Origin of the sequence: Mesorhizobium sp. NPDC059025 (assembly GCF_042739655.1) — a bacterium.
Lineage (GTDB): Bacteria > Pseudomonadota > Alphaproteobacteria > Rhizobiales > Rhizobiaceae > Mesorhizobium.
Window position 1 is genome coordinate 123,120 of sequence record NZ_JBHYIM010000006.1, and the last position, 18,309, is coordinate 141,428.

General features: G+C 61.9%; 17 protein-coding genes. 12 read left to right on the forward strand and 5 right to left on the reverse strand.

Going from position 1 to position 18,309, the window contains the following annotated elements; genetic code table 11:
* Window positions 1–98 precede the first annotated feature (98 nt).
* Window positions 99–596: a DUF721 domain-containing protein gene (locus ACFWYE_RS16105; protein WP_379061470.1), complete on the reverse strand. Its 498-nt coding sequence runs from the start codon at window positions 594–596 to the stop codon at window positions 99–101.
* 50 nt (window positions 597–646) lie between these two features.
* Here ACFWYE_RS16105 and mutY point away from each other — a divergent pair, with 50 nt between their 5' ends.
* From mutY to ACFWYE_RS16120, 3 genes are read left to right on the forward strand one after another with little or no spacing between them, the layout of a single operon-like run.
* A complete protein-coding gene (gene mutY / locus ACFWYE_RS16110) occupies window positions 647–1,771 on the forward strand; it encodes an A/G-specific adenine glycosylase (RefSeq protein WP_379112684.1) in 1,125 nt (374 codons plus the stop codon).
* Window positions 1,768–2,379 (forward strand): HAD family hydrolase, encoded by a 612-nt coding sequence (locus ACFWYE_RS16115; protein ID WP_379112686.1) that lies wholly within the window; start codon window positions 1,768–1,770, stop codon window positions 2,377–2,379. The genes mutY and ACFWYE_RS16115 overlap by 4 nt, the downstream gene beginning before the upstream one ends.
* Complete coding sequence (locus ACFWYE_RS16120) at window positions 2,376–2,738, forward strand: nuclear transport factor 2 family protein (protein WP_379112688.1); 363 nt, start codon at window positions 2,376–2,378, stop codon at window positions 2,736–2,738. Before ACFWYE_RS16115 ends, ACFWYE_RS16120 begins: the two co-directional genes overlap by 4 nt.
* Window positions 2,739–2,808: 70 nt before the next feature.
* Here the strand turns inward: ACFWYE_RS16120 and ACFWYE_RS16125 are convergent, their stop codons facing one another.
* Entirely contained in the window at window positions 2,809–3,942 is a 1,134-nt protein-coding gene (locus ACFWYE_RS16125; RefSeq protein WP_379061476.1) for a site-specific DNA-methyltransferase, read from the reverse strand.
* Window positions 3,943–4,088: 146 nt separating this feature from the next.
* Between ACFWYE_RS16125 and ACFWYE_RS16130 the strand changes: the two genes are divergently transcribed.
* Entirely contained in the window at window positions 4,089–4,775 is a 687-nt protein-coding gene (locus ACFWYE_RS16130; protein WP_379112691.1) for an HAD family hydrolase, read from the forward strand.
* Between the two features lie 60 nt (window positions 4,776–4,835).
* Here the strand turns inward: ACFWYE_RS16130 and ACFWYE_RS16135 are convergent, their stop codons facing one another.
* Complete coding sequence (locus ACFWYE_RS16135) at window positions 4,836–5,615, reverse strand: hypothetical protein (RefSeq protein WP_379112693.1); 780 nt, start codon at window positions 5,613–5,615, stop codon at window positions 4,836–4,838.
* Window positions 5,616–5,756: 141 nt separating this feature from the next.
* On the opposite strand from ACFWYE_RS16135, the gene thrC reads away from it, so the two are divergent.
* The 4 genes from thrC (at window position 5,757) to ACFWYE_RS16155 (ending at window position 12,067) form a co-directional block, all read left to right on the forward strand.
* Window positions 5,757–7,154 carry a threonine synthase gene (thrC, locus tag ACFWYE_RS16140; protein WP_379112695.1) on the forward strand — a complete coding sequence of 466 codons (1,398 nt, stop codon included), beginning with the start codon at window positions 5,757–5,759 and terminating at the stop codon, window positions 7,152–7,154.
* Between the two features lie 14 nt (window positions 7,155–7,168).
* Window positions 7,169–8,461, forward strand: a complete 1,293-nt coding sequence (locus ACFWYE_RS16145) for a M16 family metallopeptidase (protein WP_379061484.1) — start codon at window positions 7,169–7,171, stop codon at window positions 8,459–8,461.
* A 15-nt stretch (window positions 8,462–8,476) separates the two neighbouring features.
* Window positions 8,477–9,073 (forward strand): GNAT family N-acetyltransferase, encoded by a 597-nt coding sequence (locus ACFWYE_RS16150; RefSeq protein WP_379061487.1) that lies wholly within the window; start codon window positions 8,477–8,479, stop codon window positions 9,071–9,073.
* Between the two features lie 156 nt (window positions 9,074–9,229).
* Complete coding sequence (locus tag ACFWYE_RS16155) at window positions 9,230–12,067, forward strand: EAL domain-containing protein (protein WP_129410597.1); 2,838 nt, start codon at window positions 9,230–9,232, stop codon at window positions 12,065–12,067.
* 179 nt (window positions 12,068–12,246) lie between these two features.
* On the opposite strand, the gene ACFWYE_RS16160 is transcribed toward ACFWYE_RS16155, so the two are convergent.
* Window positions 12,247–12,855, reverse strand: a complete 609-nt coding sequence (locus ACFWYE_RS16160; RefSeq protein ID WP_379061492.1) for a YqgE/AlgH family protein — start codon at window positions 12,853–12,855, stop codon at window positions 12,247–12,249.
* Between the two features lie 291 nt (window positions 12,856–13,146).
* On the opposite strand from ACFWYE_RS16160, the gene ACFWYE_RS16165 reads away from it, so the two are divergent.
* The 3 genes from ACFWYE_RS16165 (at window position 13,147) to ACFWYE_RS16175 (ending at window position 15,197) form a co-directional block, all read left to right on the forward strand.
* Window positions 13,147–13,911: a protein-disulfide reductase DsbD domain-containing protein gene (locus ACFWYE_RS16165; protein WP_379112699.1), complete on the forward strand. Its 765-nt coding sequence runs from the start codon at window positions 13,147–13,149 to the stop codon at window positions 13,909–13,911.
* An 88-nt stretch (window positions 13,912–13,999) separates the two neighbouring features.
* A complete protein-coding gene (locus ACFWYE_RS16170) occupies window positions 14,000–14,485 on the forward strand; it encodes a peroxiredoxin (protein WP_379061494.1) in 486 nt (161 codons plus the stop codon).
* 133 nt (window positions 14,486–14,618) lie between these two features.
* On the forward strand, window positions 14,619–15,197 hold the full coding sequence (locus ACFWYE_RS16175; protein ID WP_129410601.1) for a TetR/AcrR family transcriptional regulator: 579 nt from the start codon (window positions 14,619–14,621) through the stop codon (window positions 15,195–15,197).
* On the opposite strand, the gene ACFWYE_RS16180 is transcribed toward ACFWYE_RS16175, so the two are convergent.
* The gene (locus ACFWYE_RS16180; RefSeq protein WP_379112702.1) at window positions 15,182–16,693 is read right to left on the reverse strand and encodes an MFS transporter; all 1,512 of its coding nucleotides are present in this window, start codon (window positions 16,691–16,693) and stop codon (window positions 15,182–15,184) included. The two genes, ACFWYE_RS16175 and ACFWYE_RS16180, sit on opposite strands and share 16 nt — an antisense overlap.
* Between ACFWYE_RS16180 and ACFWYE_RS16185 the strand changes: the two genes are divergently transcribed.
* Window positions 16,661–18,262: an amidohydrolase gene (locus tag ACFWYE_RS16185; RefSeq protein WP_379112705.1), complete on the forward strand. Its 1,602-nt coding sequence runs from the start codon at window positions 16,661–16,663 to the stop codon at window positions 18,260–18,262. The two genes, ACFWYE_RS16180 and ACFWYE_RS16185, sit on opposite strands and share 33 nt — an antisense overlap.
* Window positions 18,263–18,309: the final 47 nt, after the last annotated feature.

Genomic DNA, 18,309 nt, shown 5'->3' on the forward strand with positions numbered 1-18,309 from the left:
AAAAGCGAGAGTTCGCGGGAATTAAGGCATAGCGGTTGCCGAGTCCAATCGCGAAAACCTGTTGAAACGATCACGAAAGCGCGAGAGCGCGGTGAAGTCTACTTGCGCCGACCGATGATGCTGGCGCCCAACCTTTCCAGCGAAGCCCGCAGGCCCTCGTCTTCCACGCCGCCGACAACACGTTCAAGGCGGCTCTTCTCCAGCGGTGTCAGGGGCCTTGCCGGCTGGACGGTGCGGCGTTTGGCCTCCGTCAGCGGTTTCTGCACGATGCGGATACGACCGATGGCCTGGAAGCCCAAAAACGCGTTGACGCGGCCAATGATCTCATCGGCCTGATGCTGGAGATGCAGTGCAGCGACACCCTGGCACGCAACCACAAGGGCAGCAGGCTCGAATGGATCCTCTTCACGCATCCGGCGTGGCCACTGGATCCGCTCCGGCCGTGACGTGCCGGCAAGGCGCGGCCCGACAATCTCTTCCCAGGACTGCACCAGACCGATCGAGATGCCAGCGCGCTTGCGCAACACCGGTTCCAGGATGCCGGTTGCCAGATCGCTAACCGGTACAGGATTGCCGTAAGGGGGTTTCCCTGTCATGCGTTCTCCGTCAGACAGCAGGACCGGCTGAACCGCATCCCGAACGATCAATGACACTGCCCGACCAGACCCGCAAGCCCGCATATGACAGCGGGACCGATATCGCCGCCCGCCTGCTTGGCTGGTATGACGCGCATCATCGCGATCTGCCCTGGCGCGTTGCGCCGCGCGATCTGGCCAGAGGCGTGAGGCCGGACCCGTATCGGGTCTGGCTCTCCGAAGTGATGCTGCAACAGACGACCGTGGAAGCGGTAAAAGCCTATTTCCAGGCTTTCCTGGAACGCTGGCCCACCATACAGGCGCTCGGCGCGGCGAGTTCCGACGACGTCATGAAGGCCTGGGCCGGGCTTGGCTATTATTCGCGGGCGCGCAACCTGAAAGCCTGCGCGGACCAGATTGCGGCACAGGGCGGCCGTTTTCCAGACACCGAAGGCGGCCTGCGTGCGCTTCCCGGTATCGGCGCCTACACCGCAGCGGCGATTGCCGCCATCGCCTTCAACCGCCCTGCCGCGGTGGTCGACGGCAACGTCGAACGCGTCGTTTCGCGACTGTTTTCGATCGATACTCCGCTGCCGCTGGCCAAGCCGGAAATCCGTGCGCGTGTCGAAGAGATGCTGTCACACGACAGGCCCGGCGACTTTGCCCAAGCGATGATGGATCTTGGTGCCACCCTCTGCACCCCGCGCAAGCCACGCTGCATGCTGTGTCCGCTACGGCAGGATTGCAGCGTCATCCTTTCCGGCGATCCGGAATTCTATCCGGTAAAACTCGCCAAGCCGGAAAAACCGTCCCGGCGCGGAGCGGCCTTCGTCGCGATCCGTGGCGATGGCGCCATCCTGCTGCGCAAGCGCCCCGAAAAAGGCTTGCTCGGCGGCATGAGCGAAGTGCCGACCACGGGCTGGACGGCTCGGATCGACGGCGCGACCGGAAAAGACGCCGCGCCGTTTCCAGCGGACTGGCGCCCTTGCGGTGCCATCAGTCATGTCTTCACGCATTTTTCGCTGGAGCTCAGCGTCTATATGGCGAACGTCGAGTTCATGGAGGCGCCACAGGATTTCTTCTGGTCACGCCCCGGCTGGATCAACGACGAAGCCTTGCCCACTGTCATGAAAAAGGCAATCGAAGCGGCTATGCCCGGCTCGACCCAGAAGGGTCCGCACAAGAGGAAAGCATGACCGAAATTCGCCACATCGTCTTCGACATCGGCAAGGTGTTGCTGCACTACGACCCCAGCCTGCCATTCAACCGGCTGATCCCGGATGCAGCGGAACGGCAATGGTTCTTCGACAATGTCTGCACGAGCGACTGGAACATCGAACAGGACCGCGGCCGCACCTGGGAAGAAGCGGAAGGCCTGCTGGTCGATCAACACCCGGACCACGCGGAGAACATCCGCAACTTTCGCCTCTATTGGCACGAAATGGTGCCGCATGCCTATGACGACAGCGTCGCCCTGATGGAAGGCCTGATCGATGAAGGCCGTGACGTCACCATGCTGACCAACTTCGCTTCCGATACGTTCCGGGAAGCGCAGGAGCGTTTTCCCTTTCTGAAGCTGCCGCGCGGCGTGACTGTTTCGGGCGACATCAAACTCATCAAACCCGACCGCGCCATCTACGACCACCACATCAGATCCTTCGACCTTGAGCCGGCGGCGACGCTTTTCATCGATGACAGTCCAAAAAATGTGGAGGGCGCCAAGGCGGCTGGCTGGCAGGCAGTGCTGTTCACCGATGCCGCAACGCTGAAGCGCGATCTGGCCGAGCGAGGAATAACAGCATGAGCGTCAAGCACGATCCGGCCCAGACACTCGCCCGGTTCCACGAAGTCACCAACGCGCAGGATTTTGCAGCCATCGAGGCGATGTTCTCACCCGAAGTCGTCTATGTTTCGCAGGGTGTCGGCGGCCACATCGAAGGCCGGGATGCCGTAATGACGGCCTTCCGTACCTATTTCGAGGAATATCCGGACCAGGCAGCGGAAGACAAGAAGCTGGAAGCACTGTCTCCAAACAGCGCGCGCTCAGAATGGTCGCTGACCGGAACCAGCACGAAGACCGGCGTATGGCGGGAGCGGCATGGCGCCGAGACCATCACGCTTGACGGTGACGGCCTGATCGTCCGTGTGGACGTCGAGGGTTAGGCTCTCTTCTTGTTTCGTCGCCTGATCCTTGCCCGAAGGTCTGCAGCTTTCGCTGACCTTCGGTTCGGGATCATGCTCCGGCCCGCTCCATGCCAAGCCGCGCGATCTTGCGCAGCTCATCAATCGGCGTAAGGCCACCGGCGCGTTCGTAGTGCCAGAAGGTCCAGCCATTGCAGGCGTCGAGCCCCTGCACTTCGGCGCCGATCTTGTGGATAGAACCAGCGCTCTCGCCTATGGCCAGCGTGCCATCGGCGCGCACCTTGGCCGACCAGCGGCGTTTGGCGTCGTACAGCGTGGCACCAGCCTTGACCAGGCCATTGTCGATCAGGCTGATGAAGGCGACCCGCGGCTCGGCGCGCTTGCCTGAAAGAACCGTCAGGTCAGCGTCCTCAAGCGGTTTTACCGCGGCGATGCGCTCGTAGGCTGCGTCGATGTAGGACTGTTCGCGTTCGATGCCGACGAAATGGCGGCCAAGGCGTTTGGCAACCGCACCGGTAGTACCGGAGCCGAAGAACGGGTCAAGCACGACATCGCCCGGCTTGGTCGAGGCCAGCATGATGCGGGCCAGCAATGCTTCCGGCTTCTGCGTCGGGTGCAGCTTGTCGCCGTTGTCATCCTTCAACCGTTCGCCACCGGTGCAGATCGGGAACAGCCAGTCGGAGCGCATCTGCACATCGTCGTTGGCGGCCTTCAACGCTTCGTAGTTGAAGGTGTAACCCTTGGACTTCTGGTCGCGCGAGGCCCAGATCATTGTCTCATGGGCATTCTGGAAACGGCGGCCGCGGAAATTCGGCATCGGATTGGTCTTGCGCCAGACGACATCGTTGAGAATCCAGAAGCCGAGATCCTGCATCTTCGCGCCGACGCGGAAGATGTTGTGATAGGAGCCGATCACCCAGATGGTGCCGTTCGGCTTCAGAACGCGGCGCGCCGCGAGCAGCCAGGCACGGGTGAAGGCATCGTAGGCCTCGAAACTCTCGAACTGGTCCCAATGGTCGTCGACCGCGTCGACCTTGGACTGGTCAGGCCGATGCAATGTGCCCTCGAGCTGCAGATTGTACGGCGGATCGGCAAAGATCACGTCGACCGATTTTTCCGGCAGTCGGTCGAGGGCCGCGACGCAATCCCCTTTCAGGATCGTATCCAACCATTCGGACTGCTGAGGAGTGTGGGAAAGTTCGTCGAGAAGACGCACGGCAGACATGCTGATTACCCAGGACACGCGTTACATTTACCAGCCGTTATGGTTACCGTTCTCAGTAAATATTTGATGAAGTGCAGGCGTGATTTGCCGCTCGCTGGTGCTTGGTGTATGCCGCGCCGGCCTTACCCTTCGACTGATGGACCGAAATGCCCCAGCCAGACCTTGTCATTTTCGATTGTGACGGCGTGCTCGTCGATTCCGAAATCATCGCCGCACGTGTCGAGGCCGAGCTGATCACCGAAGCAGGCTTCGAGATCAGCGCCGAGGAGATCGCCGAAACCTATGCCGGCCTCACCTTCAAAGACATCATGATGGCGATCGAGCACAAGGCGAACATCCCTTTCCAGGCGTCGCTGATCACACGCGCCGAGGAACTGGTCGACCGCAAGCTGCGGTCGGATGTCCGCGCCATCGATGGCGTGCACCAGGCCGTCGCATCCGTGACGGCGCCGCGCTGCATCTGCTCCAATTCGAGTTCGGAGCGCATCGCCTTCATGCTGGAAAAGGTCCGCCTTCTGCCGCTGTTCGAAGGCCGCATCTTTTCGGCACTCGAAACGCCCACGAAAAAGACCAAGCCGGCGCCGGACGTCTTCCTGCATGCAGCACAGGTCCTGCATGCAGATCCGGCAAAGACCTTCGTGATCGAGGATTCGGCGCACGGCATCCACGGCGCCCGCGCCGCGGGCATGCGGGTGATCGGCTTCACGGGCGCCTCACACAGCTATCCCGGCCATGCCGACATCCTGACCGAGGCAGGCGCAGAAACGGTGATCAACCGCTGGTCCGACCTTAAAGGCGTGCTTTCGGCGCTGTCGGAGTGGTCGGACGCCTGAGATGAGCTAACAAAAGAAAAAGGGGCTGACGCCCCTTTTTCTTTCTCTGCGGTGTCGCGGCTAGCGCGGGATATCCGAAATGGTGGTCTGATTGCCCTGCTGTGCTGGTGCGGCCGGCGCATTCGCCACCGGAGCCGCCTTCGGCTTCGGCCGGCGCACACGACGTTTCACCGGCTGATCTTCGTCAGATTTCTGCACCTTCTTCGGCCCCTCGTCGAAACCCGCGAAAGCCTGATAGGTCGCGGCAGACGGCTGCGGGATGGAGATGCTGGAATCGTTCAGCACGAACTGGGTCGCGGTAGAGGTGTCGGATACCTGCACCTTGTGCTGGTAGATCTGCGAATAAAGCACCTTGTCGCCTTCGACCACGGCAATGCGGATCGGCATGGTGACAGTGCCCGGCACGGCCGTCGGGCCTGGGACGATGCGGCCGGCAACAGCAATTTTCATGTTGAGCATGCCGTTGTCGCGCGTACAGTCGCGGGTCACCTCGCCGATCGAAGCCTGGTAGGAAAGCCGCGCTGAATCATCCTGCGCCGTATCGGTTGCCGGGGCGGGCTCCTGGCCCTTCGGTGCCTTCGGTTTCGCAGCAGCCCTGCCGTAGGTGTTGAAGACGGCGGTGCCTTCGCGCAGCGTAACCTTCGGGCAATAGGCCCTGAGGTCGGAAGCCTTGGCCTTGGCGACGTCGGCATTGATCGCTGCCTCGTCCTTCTTGCCCACCCCCAGGAAACCACCGCCCGAGCCACCGCCGTCGCTTGATTGGCAACCTGCGACGATCAGCATAAAGCCCATGGACACGAAACCCGCGACAAGGCGGCTGTTGGACGAACGAAATACCATAAAAAGCAGTTCCCTCACGCGAAGCAGGCGACCTATAGCAACGAGACGGCAAAAATGCGACTGAGGGCGCGCACAAAATCCACGCCTTGGCCCAAAGCAAGGGCAATCGGCCGGAATGGCAGTTGAAATGGAAAGTCGACAATGCGCTATGTGAGCACCCGCGGAGAGGCCCCCGCACTCGGATTTTCAGACACGGTTCTGGCCGGCCTGGCGCGCGACGGCGGACTCTACGTGCCTGAAACCTGGCCGCATTTCTCGCCCGCCGAGATCAAGGCCATGCGTGGACTTTCCTATGCCGATCTCGCCATTCGCGTGCTGACGCCCTTCCTCGGGGGCGAAATTGCCCCTGCCGTATTCGCGAAGCTGGTTCGCGAGGCCTATGCAACCTTCCGCCACGACGCGGTCTGCCCGCTGGTCCAGACCGGCCCCAACACCTTCGTGCTTGAGCTCTTCCACGGCCCGACGCTCGCCTTCAAGGACGTCGCCATGCAACTGCTTGGCAGGCTGATGGACCATGTGCTTGCCGAGCGCGGCGAGCGCGCAACCATCGTTGGCGCGACATCCGGCGATACCGGCGGCGCGGCCATCGAGGCCTTTGCCGGGCGCGAGCGTACCGACATCGTCATCCTGTTTCCGAACGGGCGTGTCTCACCGGTGCAGCAGCGGCAGATGACGACCTCGGCCGCGAGCAACGTGCATGCGCTGGCGATCGAGGGCAATTTCGACGATTGCCAGGGCCTGCTCAAGGACATGTTCAATGATCACGCCTTCCGCGACGCGGTCTCGCTGTCTGGCGTCAACTCGATCAACTGGGCGCGCATCATGGCCCAGATCGTCTACTACTTCTCGTCCGCCCTGTCGCTCGGCGCGCCCGACCGGCCGGTATCCTTCACCGTCCCGACCGGCAATTTCGGCGACATCTTCGCCGGATATGCCGCCAAACGCATGGGGCTTCCGATCGAGCGCCTGGTGATCGCCACCAACGACAACGACATCCTGGCGCGTACGCTTTCCAGTGGCGAATACCGCATGAAGGGCGTCGTCGCGACGACCTCGCCTTCGATGGACATCCAGGTGTCCTCGAATTTCGAGCGCCTGCTGTTCGAGGTTTCGGAGCGCGATCCCCAGACGGTGCGCCGCTACATGAATTCGCTGAAGCAATCCGGTGCCTTCACCATCGAGGCGGCAGGGCTCGCCCGCATCCGTGCCGAATTCGATGCCGGGCGCGCGACTCAGGCCGAAGTCGCCGATACGATCCGCTCCACCCTCGCCTGCTCCAACTATCTGCTCGATCCCCATACGGCGTCAGGCATTCATGTCGCGGCCTTGCAATCGGCCAGCAACACTCCGATGATCGTCCTGGGTACCGCACATCCCGCGAAATTCCCGGCTGCCGTCGAAGAGGCAAGCGGAATCTACCCTGCCCTGCCTTCATGGCTTGCCGACTTAATGAATTCGGAGGAAAAATATGCGGTACTTCCATCGGACCTGAAAATGGTGGAAGATTATGTTCGTCGCCGCTCCCGGGCGGCGCGTTAGGGAGTTTTAGCTATATGGGTGTTGAGGTAAGCCGTCTGTCGAACGGCCTGACAGTCGCCACCGAAACCCTTCCAAGCATCGAATCCGTTGCTCTCGGCGCCTGGGTCAAATCCGGGGCCCGGAACGAGCGCGACGATGAGCATGGAATGGCTCACCTGCTCGAACACATGGCATTCAAGGGCACGAAGAGGCGTTCCGCCTTCGAAATCGCCTCGGAAATCGAGAATGTCGGCGGTGAGATCAATGCCGCGACCAGTGTCGAGACGACATCCTTCTACGCTCGCGTGTTGTCCGGCGACGTGCCGCTTGCCGTCGACATACTGGCCGACATCCTGCAGGAATCGGAATTCGACCCTGAGGAACTGGAGCGCGAGCAGAACGTCATCCTCCAGGAAATCGGCGCCGCGCACGACACGCCCGACGACGTCGTTTTCGACCGGTTCACCGAAACCGCCTTTCGTCACCAGACCATCGGCCGCTCGATCCTGGGCACGCCCGAAACGGTGAAATCCTTCACATCCAAGCAGTTGCACGATTTCATGGAGCGCCAGTACGGCGCCGAGCGCATGGTCATGGTCGCAGCGGGCGACGTGAAACATGATGATTTCGTTCGCGAAGTGGAAAACAAGCTCGGCTCCTTCCGCTCGAAGGCCGAGAGCACCGCGCCGCAATATGCCCAGTATGTCGGTGGTGACTTTCGCGAGGATCGCGACCTGATGGACGCGCAGATCGTGCTCGGCTTCGAAGGTCGCGCCTATCATGTGCGTGACTTCTACGCCTCGCAGGTGCTGTCGATGATCCTCGGAGGCGGCATGTCATCGCGCCTGTTCCAGGAGGTGCGCGAAAAGCGCGGCCTGTGCTATTCGGTCTATGCTTTCCATTGGGGCTTCTCGGACACTGGCGTGTTCGGTGTCCATGCCGCAACCGGCCAGAACGATATCGCCGAATTGGTCCCGGTCATCGTGCGCGAACTGCAGCGCGCAGGCGAGAACATTTCCCAGGAAGAACTTGACCGGGCCCGCGCGCAATATCGCGCAGGATTGATCATGTCGGCGGAGAGCCCGGCCAGCCGGGCATCGCAGATCGCGCGCCAGTTGCTGCTGTTCGGCAGGCCCATCCCGAAGGAGGAGCTGATGGAACGGCTCGGGGCCCTGACCACGGAGCGCCTGACAGACCTGTCCTCGCGGCTGTTCTCGACGCGGCCGACATTGGCCGCCGTCGGCCCCGTCGGCACGCTGGCCCCCTACGAAGCGGTTCTCGACCAGTTGCCGGGCCTAGAGGTCGCTGCCCGGAAGCTCGCCGTCTGATCCAGGCCGACAGCCGTGTTCGCACTCCCTTTCTTTCGCCGAGATCTGCCGGCGCTGAAGGGCGAGAAGGTCCTGCTGCGCGTGCCGATGGCAAGCGATCATCGTGAATGGTCGGCATTGCGCGGAGAAAGCCGCGCATTCCTGGAGCGTTGGGAACCACGCTGGGCGCCCGACGAACTCGACCGCTCGGCATGGCGCCATCGCATCGGGCGGTACCGCGAGGACTATGCACAAGGTACGGCGATCGCCTTCTTCATCTTCGACCGGAGTTCTGGCAAGCTCGCTGGTGGCATCACGCTGGGCAATATCCGCCATGGCGTCGCGCAAAGTGGCCACATCGGTTACTGGATCGGCGAACGCTATGCCGGCCGCGGCATGATGACCGACGCGGTCAAGCTGGTGGCGCGCTTCGCCTTCGACACACTCAAGTTGCACCGGATCGAAGCAGCCTGTATTCCCGACAACGTTCGTTCGATCCGTGTGCTTGAAAAAGCCGGATTCCAGCGTGAAGGACTGGCGCGCTCCTATCTTCGCATCAATGGGGCGTGGCAAGACCACTATCTCTATGCCCGGATCGCAGACGATCTGCCGGCATCCGCTACGAAGGGCTGATTGTTGACGAAATTCCTGCGAAACGGATCGGTGTTAGAGCGTTTCCGTTTTTCACGGAAACGCGGAAACGCTCTAACTCTTTGTTCTTACGCAATTCCGGACGAAAAACCGCTAAACCCTTTTCCTGGAATTGCTCTAGCTTTCGTCCTTGCGACGATGGTGACCCTTTTCGCCGCCGCTTCCGCCCATGCCGTGGAACCGATCAAGATTTCCCGCGATGATGTCGCGCTGGACCTTTCAGGCGCGGTCGAAATCTATCGCAACCAGGGTGAGAACTTCCAGGTGTCGACGGCGCCCGGCTCCGACGGCATCGTCCGCCGCATCGAGGTCGAGGCCAACGATGCCCGCTCGACCGGCGACTGGGCCGTCTTCGCGCTCGCCAACACCACCGACGACGTCATCGACCGCCTGATCGTCGCGCCGCACTTCCGGCTGGTGAAATCGGGCATCTTCTGGCCCGATCTCGGCTCGACGCGCTTTACCGCGATTACACCTTCGGAGGGTTTCGCGCTCGACAAGCAGGCAAGCCCGGATGCCGACGTCTTTCGCGTGACGCTGAACCCCGGCTCGGTCGTTACCTTCATCGCCGAGCTTGCCTCGCCAAAGCTACCGCAGGTCTATCTCTGGGAGCCGGAGGCCTACAAGGACACAGTCAATTCCTACACCCTCTATCGCGGCATCGTCATCGGCATCGCCGGCCTCCTGGCGCTGTTCCTGACGATCCTGTTCGTCGTGAAGGGGACTTCGCTGTTTCCCGCGACCGCGGCACTGGCCTGGGCAGTACTTGCCTACATCTGCATCGATTTCGGCTTCCTGGCCAAGATCATCCAGGTGGCGCCCGGCTCCGAGCAGGTCTGGCGCGCCGGCGCGGAAGTGGCTCTCGCCACGACCTTCGTGGTCTTCCTGTTCACCTATCTGAACCTCAACCGATGGCACGGCCATTTCAGCTATGGCGCGTTGGTTTGGATCCTGGGTCTTGCGGCGATTGCCGGCATTGCCATCATCGATCCGGCGATCGCCGCCGGCATTGCCCGCATCTCGTTTGCCGCCACTGCGGTGACCGGGCTTGGCCTTATCATCTTCCTTGGCATACGCGGCTACGACCGCGCCATCATGCTCATTCCAAGCTGGGTGATGGTGCTGTTGTGGGCCACGGGCTCGTGGATGGCGATCACCGGCCTGCTCGACAACGACATCGTGCAGCCGGCCCTCGGTGGCGGGCTGATCCTGGTGATCCTGCTGATCGGCTTTACCGTCATGCAGCACGCCTTCGCAGGCGGTGCGCTGCATCAGGGCCTGTTCTCGGATCTCGAGCGGCAGGCACTCGCGGTTGCCGGTTCAGGCGACACGGTATGGGACTGGGACGTCCTGCGCGACCGCATCGTCACCCGTCCCGATGTCAGCCTGCAGCTCGGCCTCGCGCCGGGCAGTCTCGGCGGCGCGGCACGCAACTGGCTGCCCGTTCTGCATTCGGATGACCGCGACACGTTCCGCACCACGCTCGACGTCGTGCTGGAACATCGACGTGGCCGCGTGGCACAGAACTTCCGCCTGCGCGGCGCCGACGGCCATTATCACTGGTTCGCACTGCGAGCACGGCCGGTGATCGGTTCCGATGGCGAAGTCATCCGCTGCGTCGGCACCATGGTCGACGTCACCGAGCAGAAGAAATCGGAAGAACGCCTTCTGCACGATGCCGTGCATGACAATCTGACCGGCCTGCCGAACCGCGAACTGTTCATGAACCGGCTGGAAGCGATCATCTCGATCGCCCGCACCGAGGACAAGGTGCGCCCGACGGTCTTTGTCATCGACATCGACCGCTTCAAGCAGGTCAATGACGGCCTGGGCATCTCTGCCGGCGACACCATCCTGCTCACCGTGGCACGGCGCCTGCACCGGCTGCTCAAGCCGAAGGACTCGCTCTCGCGTTTCGCAGGCGACCAGTTCGCATTGATGCTGCTTTCCGAGCAGGATCCCGCACGCATCGCGGCCATGGCGGATGCCATCAAACACGCGATCAGCTCGCCGATCACCTTTGCCAAGCGCGAGATCGTGCTGACCGCCTCCGTCGGCCTGATCACCTGGACATCCGACCAGACCTCCGCGGAGGACCTGGTCAAGGATGCCGAGCTCGCCATGCACCAGGCCAAGCGCTTCGGCGGCGATCGCATCGAGCCGTTCCGGCCAGCCTTCCGCACCGTCGGCACCGATCGGCTGCAGTTCGAATCCGACCTGCGCCGCGCCATCGAGCGACGCGAATTCACCCTCGCCTATCAGCCGATCGTCCGGCTGGAAGACTACAGTGTCGCCGGCTTTGAAGCCCTGCTGCGCTGGGATCACCCGCGCCGCGGCATGATCCCGCCGGCCGATTTCATTCCCGTGGCCGAGAGCTGCGGGCTCATCGTGCAGCTCGGTCTCTTCGCGATGCAGAAGGCGGCGGAAGACCTCGCAGGCTGGCAGAAACACATCGGCGACACGCCGCTATCGGTCTCGGTCAACCTCTCCAGTCGCCAGCTCATCCGCCGCGATCTCGTCACTGACGTCCGCTCGGTGATCGCGCGCGCAGGCCTGAAGCCGCGGTGCCTGAGGCTTGAACTCACCGAATCGCTGGTCATGGACAACCCCGAACAGGCCGCCCATGTGCTGACCAAGCTGAAGCAACTGGGCATTGGACTGTCGCTCGACGATTTCGGCACCGGTTATTCGTCCCTGTCCTATCTGACCCGTTTTCCCTTCGACACGATCAAGATCGACAAGAGCTTCATCGACGACACGTCGCCCAAACGCGCCGTGTTGCTGCGTTCCATGGTCAACATGGCGCATGAACTGGGTCTCGCCGTGGTCGCGGAAGGCATCTCCGACCAGAGCGATGCGCTGGAGTTGCGCCAGATGGGCTGCGAATATGTGCAGAGCTTCATGTTCGGCGCGCCGATGAACGGCGATGCCGTGATCAAGCTGCTGCGCGAACAGTATCCACTGACGCAGGCATGATCTCGCTTTCTTCTCCCCGTGACGGGGAGAAGCTGCCTAGAGCATTTTGTAGCCAAGTGGAATCGCTTGGCGTTACAAAAATGCAGCGAAGACAAAAGCTTAGAGCGTTTCCGCGTTTCCGTGAAAAACGGAAACGCTCTAAAGGGCGGATCAGGGATATGAATTCCTGCGATGAAAGCTCAGGCGTGGCCGGCAGCCTGGCTGAAGCGCGCAAGGTCGATGCCGATCGAAGCGATTGCCCGGTCGTATTTACCTTCGATGTCAGGATCGAACAGCAGGTCCGGCGTTGCCGGACAGGTCAACCAGCCATTCTCGGCGATTTCGGCTTCGAGCTGGCCGGCACCCCAGCCTGAATAGCCGAGCGTCATCAATGCCTGGCGTGGTCCGCGCCCTGCCGAAATAGCACGCAGGATGTCGACGGTTGCGGTCAGGCAGATGTCGTCGGAGACCGGTAACGAGGATTCGACGCGATAGTCGCCGGTGTGCAGAACAAAACCGCGGCTGCGGTCCACCGGGCCGCCATTGCGCACAATGAAGTCGCGGGTCTGCCTTGGCAGGCGGATCGCCTCCTGCTCGTTCATGATACCGAGTTGCACCAGAAGATCGGGAAACAGCATCTGCTGGGTCTGGTTGATGATCAATCCCATCGCGCCTTCGTCCGAATGCGCGCAGATGTAGATGACCGAACGCGCGAACCGCTCGTCCTTCATGCCGGGCATGGCAACAAGGAACTGGTCGTCGAGAAAGCCGCTTTTACCGGCCGCATTCTTGTGGCGTAAAAGGTCCATAGGGGAAGGGTAACGCGTTTCCGGCACGCTTGAAAGATGCCATTGGTGCAATTCGCGAGCAGCCTTAATGTACAGGGCTCACGCAAAAATGATGGTCGGCATCAGACGAAAGCGGTTGCGTCGCCACATTTGCCGTTTCAAATCAGCGCCATGGATCGCTTGAGATTTTCGCTAGAGCAATTCCAGGAAAAGTGCATAGCGGTTTTCCGTCCGGAATTGCGTAAAAACAAAGAACCAGAGCGTTTCCGCGTTTCCGAGAAGATCGGAAACGCTCTCGGCCTTGCCGCTTTGATGGCCACCAGCCTGCCGGCTGCGGCTTCCTCATCCACCTGGGCGGACAGCGAAGGTGGGCGCGTCCGGCTGGTGACCACCGGCACGCCCGACGCTTCCGGCCAGCTCATCGGGGCGCTTCATATTGAATTGAAACCAGGTTGGAAAACCTACTGGCGTGACCCCGGCGCAAGCGGCGTGCCGCCGCAGATCGACGTCGCCAAGGCGACCAACGTCGCCAAGGCGGAGCTGTCCTACCCGGCTCCCGGCCGCCATGACGATGGTTATGGCGGATGGGCGGGCTATGACCGCACGGTCGCGCTGCCGGTGAAATTCACATTGGCAAAGCCCCAGGAAAACGCGGTCATCGATGCCGGCGTCTTTCTCGGCATCTGCCAGACGATCTGCATTCCGCTACAGGCGCAGTTGAGAGTCGATCCGGCTCAAGATGCAGGCAATCCCGAAGATGCCGAACTGGTGAAAGCGGCATTGGCCGGCTTGCCGCGGAAACCCAGTGACGGCTTCGGCGCAAAGACACTCTCAGGGGAGAAGGACAAGCTTCTCGTGGAGGCGACCGTGCCGGGTGAAGCCAAGAGCGTCGACCTTTTCATCGCCGGCGAGCAGGGTTATCTGTTCGGCGCACCGACGCGCGCTGAAGATGGCGGCAGGCTCGTCTTTGCTTTCCCGATCCTGGCGCGACCCGGCAAGGCAGCGCAAGGCGATGGTCTCCCCTACACGCTGACCACTCCGTCCGGGGCGGTTGAAGGTCTATTGCCCTATCCGTGACAATGACATGCCGTGGTCGCATTGCGAGGCGACACGGAAGGCGCTATCGCTTTGCACTCTTCCTTCTCTCCCAGACAAGAGGACTGCCATGACCATTGCCGTTGGCGAAAAGCTGCCCGAAGCCACCTTCAAGACCATGACCGACGATGGCGCCAAGGCGCTCTCCGCCGCCGATGTGTTCTCCGGCAAGAAGGTGGTGCTGTTCGGCGTTCCGGGCGCCTTCACACCGACCTGCAACAACAACCACCTGCCGGGTTACCTCGAAAACCGCGATGCCATCCTGTCGCGCGGCGTCGACCAGATCGCGGTGGTTGCGGTCAACGACCCGTTCGTGATGGGCGCCTGGGCCCGCTTCACCGGCGGCGAAGGCAAGATCCTGTTCCTGGCGGACGGCAGCGGCGATTTCGCCAAGGCTGCCGGTCTCGACATCGATCTCAGCGCCAACGGGCTCGGCCTGCGTTCCAAGCGCTTTTCGATGATCGTCGACAACGGCACGGTGACGGCGCTCAACATCGAGGGCAATCCCGGCCAGGCTGTCGATTCCAGCGCCGCGAAACTGCTCGAGCAGCTCTAGTCGCTCTCGCCGATAGCTGGCCTTCGCACATGCGTGGAGCCGTAGCCAGATCCCATGGCACGGCTTCGCGCAGTCCCTTGAATTGCTCCAGGTCCCTCTTTCACGAAGCGAAACTTTGGGGCAGAGGAGGCAGATGGCCAGAAAAACAAATGCCAGGGAACGCCTGATCGGCGCAGCACAGGATATTCTGGCTGAAGAAGGGCTGGCGGCGTTCACCTCGAATGCCGTGGTCGAGCGCGCAGGCGTGACGCCACCGACATTCTACCATTATTTCGTGAACAAGCAGGCGCTGCTTCGCGAACTGGGTGAACGGATGATGCTGGCACAGCATGACGTCATCCGGCGCGACACCGGGCTGGTGATCCGCGGGCCAGAGGATTTCCGCAAGGCTTGTGAACGGACCGTGCATGAAGCCTTCGCGAGCACACGGGCTTTCCGTGGCGGTTATGCCTTGCTGGTGTCGCTGCGCGCGTTACCCGATCTGCGCGACGTCCGGTTGCGCGCGCATGCGGACATAGCCCGACTGATTTCCACCTATCTTCACGAGCAGGGATTGAGCAAGGGACCGGACGATCTCATCGTACCGGCCCGCGTGGCGCTGGAATATCTCTACGCCGCGATCGAGATGCTGTTCGAGACCGACTTCGCAAACCAGGAAGAGGTGCTGCGCCTGACGGTGGAGACACATGTCCGGCTTTACGAGCTGTTTTGATCGGCTGTGGATGTCGCCACACCGACGCGCAGCATCAGGCCGCATCCAATCACGAACAACAGGATAAGGCTGCCGAAACCGATCCGCTGGCTGCCGCTCAGCATGGTCGTCAACGCCACCAGCGCCGGCCCCAGCCAGACCGTGATGGTGCTGGTCATTGCATAAATGCCGAAGAACTGGCCAAGCCGATCCGGCGGGCTAAGCGTCACCAGCAGCGACCGGCATGAGGCAAAAGCAGCCACGATCAGCCCACCCATCGGAATGGCGCTGACGAGGAAGATCAGGTCGGTGACCTCCGCGAACATCGATCTCGCCGACGCCTGTGCTGCGATTGGCACCAGCCCGAACAGGATCGCATCGCGGCCGATCGAAATCTGGAACAGAAACAGCGCTGTAATCGCCAGCAATTCGGTCATGATCGCATTGCGCGGTCCCAACCGTCGATCGAGCCAGCCGGCTGCCAATCCCCCGCCCACTGCCGCGATCGTCACGATGATGCCCATCGCGGCATTTTCCGCGCGTGTCCATCCCAATGTCCCGGACGTATAGACAGCCGTGATCGCGAACAGCGCGATCAGTCCATCCATGAAAACCATGCGCGCGATCAGGAAGCGCATGATCTGCGGCCATTCCGCAAATAATGCGCGAACGGTGGCGATGAGGCGGACATCACGCGGAAAGGGACTGACTCCACGCCAGCGCCCAGCCACTCCTGGTCGGTCCGGCATGAAGCAAAGAAACGGCCAGACGAAGATCGCGATCCATAGCGCGCAAACGATGCCCGACAGGCGTGCGACATCGACTTCCGCCAGCCCGGCAGGCGGATAGCGCGTGAAGTAAAGCACGCCCAGCAGCAACAGAACCGACGCCGCGCTGCTCAACGCCAGCCCGAGCCCTGAAATGAGTGACACTTCGCTCTTTGTCCCGGCGACACCGAGCAGCGCATTCTGGAAAAGTTCGGATACCGAAAAGCAGCAACCGGCCAGCGCCAGCAACGTCATCACGAGCGGAATTGCATAAGGCGTGTCAGGATGGATGAAGCTCAGCCCCACGCATGACAACGCCATAGCCAGCATCAGCGCGGCCAGCACCGGCTTCTTTCTGCCCCCGCGATCCATGTAGCTGCCGAGGAAAGGCGCGATCATCGCCATTGCGAAGCCGGCGATCATCTGCGTGGTGCTGAACAATGTCTGGCCGCGCACCGGATCGCCGACCACGGACTGCGCGAAATATGTAGAATACACATATATTACAATAAGATAGTAAAATGGCCCTCGGGCCCAGTCCAAGCTGGCCCACCACCAGCCCGCGGCCGGAACGCCGCGCCTTAGTCGTTTCGCCACCGCCTCCACGCTCCCCTCCCTGAGATATGTATAATAATAACTATAGACAGATTCTGCCCCCTGCGCCATTCTGTTTTCAACTGGCGGAATCGATTGGGGTAGGAACGGATGGGAGAGTTCTTGTTTCACGGCGGGGCGATCCTGCCTGCGCATGGCGACCACGCTCCGGAAAGCCTGCTCGTCACCGGCGACCGGATCGATTTTGTCGGATCGCTGGCCGACGCGCGACGCTACGCGAAGGACGCAGGCCTGATACCACAGGAGATCGATCTGTCCGGCCGTGCGATCGTCCCAGGTTTCATCGACGGGCACCTGCACCCAATGCCGATGATTTTCTTCGCCATGTCGGCCGATCTCAGCGGCGCACACGGCATCGCTGCCGTCAGCGCCCGGCTGCATGCGCAGCAGGAGCGGCTCGCTGCGGACGAATGGTTGATCGGCGTCCAGTTCGAGAGCAACCGCCTGCCTGCGAACGAAATGCTGGACGCCGTGCTTCTGGACCAGTGGTTCCCCGATCGGCCGGTGCTTATCTATGGCCGCGACGGTCACGGCATCGTTGTCAATTCGATCGTGCTGGCAATGTTGTCCGCAGGCGAACTGGCAGCGGATCCGGCGGGCGGCACAATAGGCCGCGACACTTGCGGCCACCCGGACGGTCGTTTCTTCGAAAAAGCCATGGGCCTGGTCCAGGCGAAAACACCGATACCTGCCCCCGACCGCATGCTGGCCGCCATGGGCGAGGTGTTCGCGCGGCTGGCACGGTCCGGCATCACCTCGATCGGGGCAATGCTGCAGAGCGACGACGAAGGGCCGGCGGGCGAGTCCGGGCGCCCGGAGAGCTTCATCGCACTCGCCCTGCCGGAATTCGTGCCACAGTCGATCTATGCCATCGTCATTGGCCGAACCCTGGCGGGGGTCAAGGCACTGGTTGGTTCAACACTGGATGACCCCAGGCGCGGCACCAAAGCGCGTGCGATCAAGATCTTCGCCGACGGAACCTTCGGCTCATGCACCGCCTGCATGAACCAGCCTTACGCCGATCGCGGCTGCACCCACGGCTATATGACCTTGCCGGAGCAAGAGATCTACCGGCGAATGGAGGCCGCGCATCTGGCCGGCTATCAGATCTGCATTCACGCGATCGGCGACCGAGGGATCACCAATTGCGTACGGCTGTTCGAACGCCTGCTGGCGGATCATCCGCGCGCGGACCATCGCCATCGTATCGAGCACGCCTCCATCGCCGATCCCGCGCTGATCGCCCGGATCGCGCGTATCGGCCTGCACATCTGCACCCAGCCGCTGTTCATCCGGTCCGAAATGGCATGGCTGCCGACGCGGCTGGGCGATGAGCGCACGGCGCACGTCTATCCGTTCCGCGACTTCCTCGACGCAGGCATCGCGCTGGCCGGATCGTCGGACGCGCCGATCGAAGATACCGACGTGATCGCGGCGATCGATTTTGCGGTGAACCGCGGTGGTTTTCACCCTGAACAGGGCGTGTCGGTGCGCGAGGCGCTGGACATGTACACAATCAACGCCGCGCGCCTGCAGTTCGAAGAAAACGACAAAGGCTCGCTGGAAGCCGGGAAGCTCGCCGATCTCGTCATCCTCGATGACAATCCCCTGTCGGTCTCAGCCCAGGATATCGGGGCGTTGTCAGTCATGGCGACGATGATCCGGGGCCGCTTCGTCCATGACCTGATCGGCATGCAGGGCTGACACGCAACCAATCGCCGTGCGCCGAACAACGCCCTATTCGAAAAGGA

What these genes read in the sequence shown, in the direction of transcription:
- ACFWYE_RS16145 (WP_379061484.1), top strand. Translation starts at nt 7,169, where the DNA reads ATGGGTGTTGAGGTAAGCCGTCTGTCGAACGGCCTGACAGTCGCCACC.
- thrC (WP_379112695.1), top strand. Translation starts at nt 5,757, where the DNA reads ATGCGCTATGTGAGCACCCGCGGAGAGGCCCCCGCACTCGGATTTTCA.
- ACFWYE_RS16165 (WP_379112699.1), top strand. Translation starts at nt 13,147, where the DNA reads ATGGCCACCAGCCTGCCGGCTGCGGCTTCCTCATCCACCTGGGCGGAC.
- ACFWYE_RS16130 (WP_379112691.1), top strand. Translation starts at nt 4,089, where the DNA reads ATGCCCCAGCCAGACCTTGTCATTTTCGATTGTGACGGCGTGCTCGTC.
- ACFWYE_RS16175 (WP_129410601.1), top strand. Translation starts at nt 14,619, where the DNA reads ATGGCCAGAAAAACAAATGCCAGGGAACGCCTGATCGGCGCAGCACAG.
- ACFWYE_RS16180 (WP_379112702.1), bottom strand. Translation starts at nt 16,693, where the DNA reads ATGCGCAGGCAGGATCGCCCCGCCGTGAAACAAGAACTCTCCCATCCG.
- ACFWYE_RS16125 (WP_379061476.1), bottom strand. Translation starts at nt 3,942, where the DNA reads ATGTCTGCCGTGCGTCTTCTCGACGAACTTTCCCACACTCCTCAGCAG.
- mutY (WP_379112684.1), top strand. Translation starts at nt 647, where the DNA reads ATGACACTGCCCGACCAGACCCGCAAGCCCGCATATGACAGCGGGACC.
- ACFWYE_RS16120 (WP_379112688.1), top strand. Translation starts at nt 2,376, where the DNA reads ATGAGCGTCAAGCACGATCCGGCCCAGACACTCGCCCGGTTCCACGAA.
- ACFWYE_RS16115 (WP_379112686.1), top strand. Translation starts at nt 1,768, where the DNA reads ATGACCGAAATTCGCCACATCGTCTTCGACATCGGCAAGGTGTTGCTG.
- ACFWYE_RS16135 (WP_379112693.1), bottom strand. Translation starts at nt 5,615, where the DNA reads ATGGTATTTCGTTCGTCCAACAGCCGCCTTGTCGCGGGTTTCGTGTCC.
- ACFWYE_RS16160 (WP_379061492.1), bottom strand. Translation starts at nt 12,855, where the DNA reads ATGGACCTTTTACGCCACAAGAATGCGGCCGGTAAAAGCGGCTTTCTC.
- ACFWYE_RS16155 (WP_129410597.1), top strand. Translation starts at nt 9,230, where the DNA reads ATGGTGACCCTTTTCGCCGCCGCTTCCGCCCATGCCGTGGAACCGATC.
- ACFWYE_RS16105 (WP_379061470.1), bottom strand. Translation starts at nt 596, where the DNA reads ATGACAGGGAAACCCCCTTACGGCAATCCTGTACCGGTTAGCGATCTG.
- ACFWYE_RS16170 (WP_379061494.1), top strand. Translation starts at nt 14,000, where the DNA reads ATGACCATTGCCGTTGGCGAAAAGCTGCCCGAAGCCACCTTCAAGACC.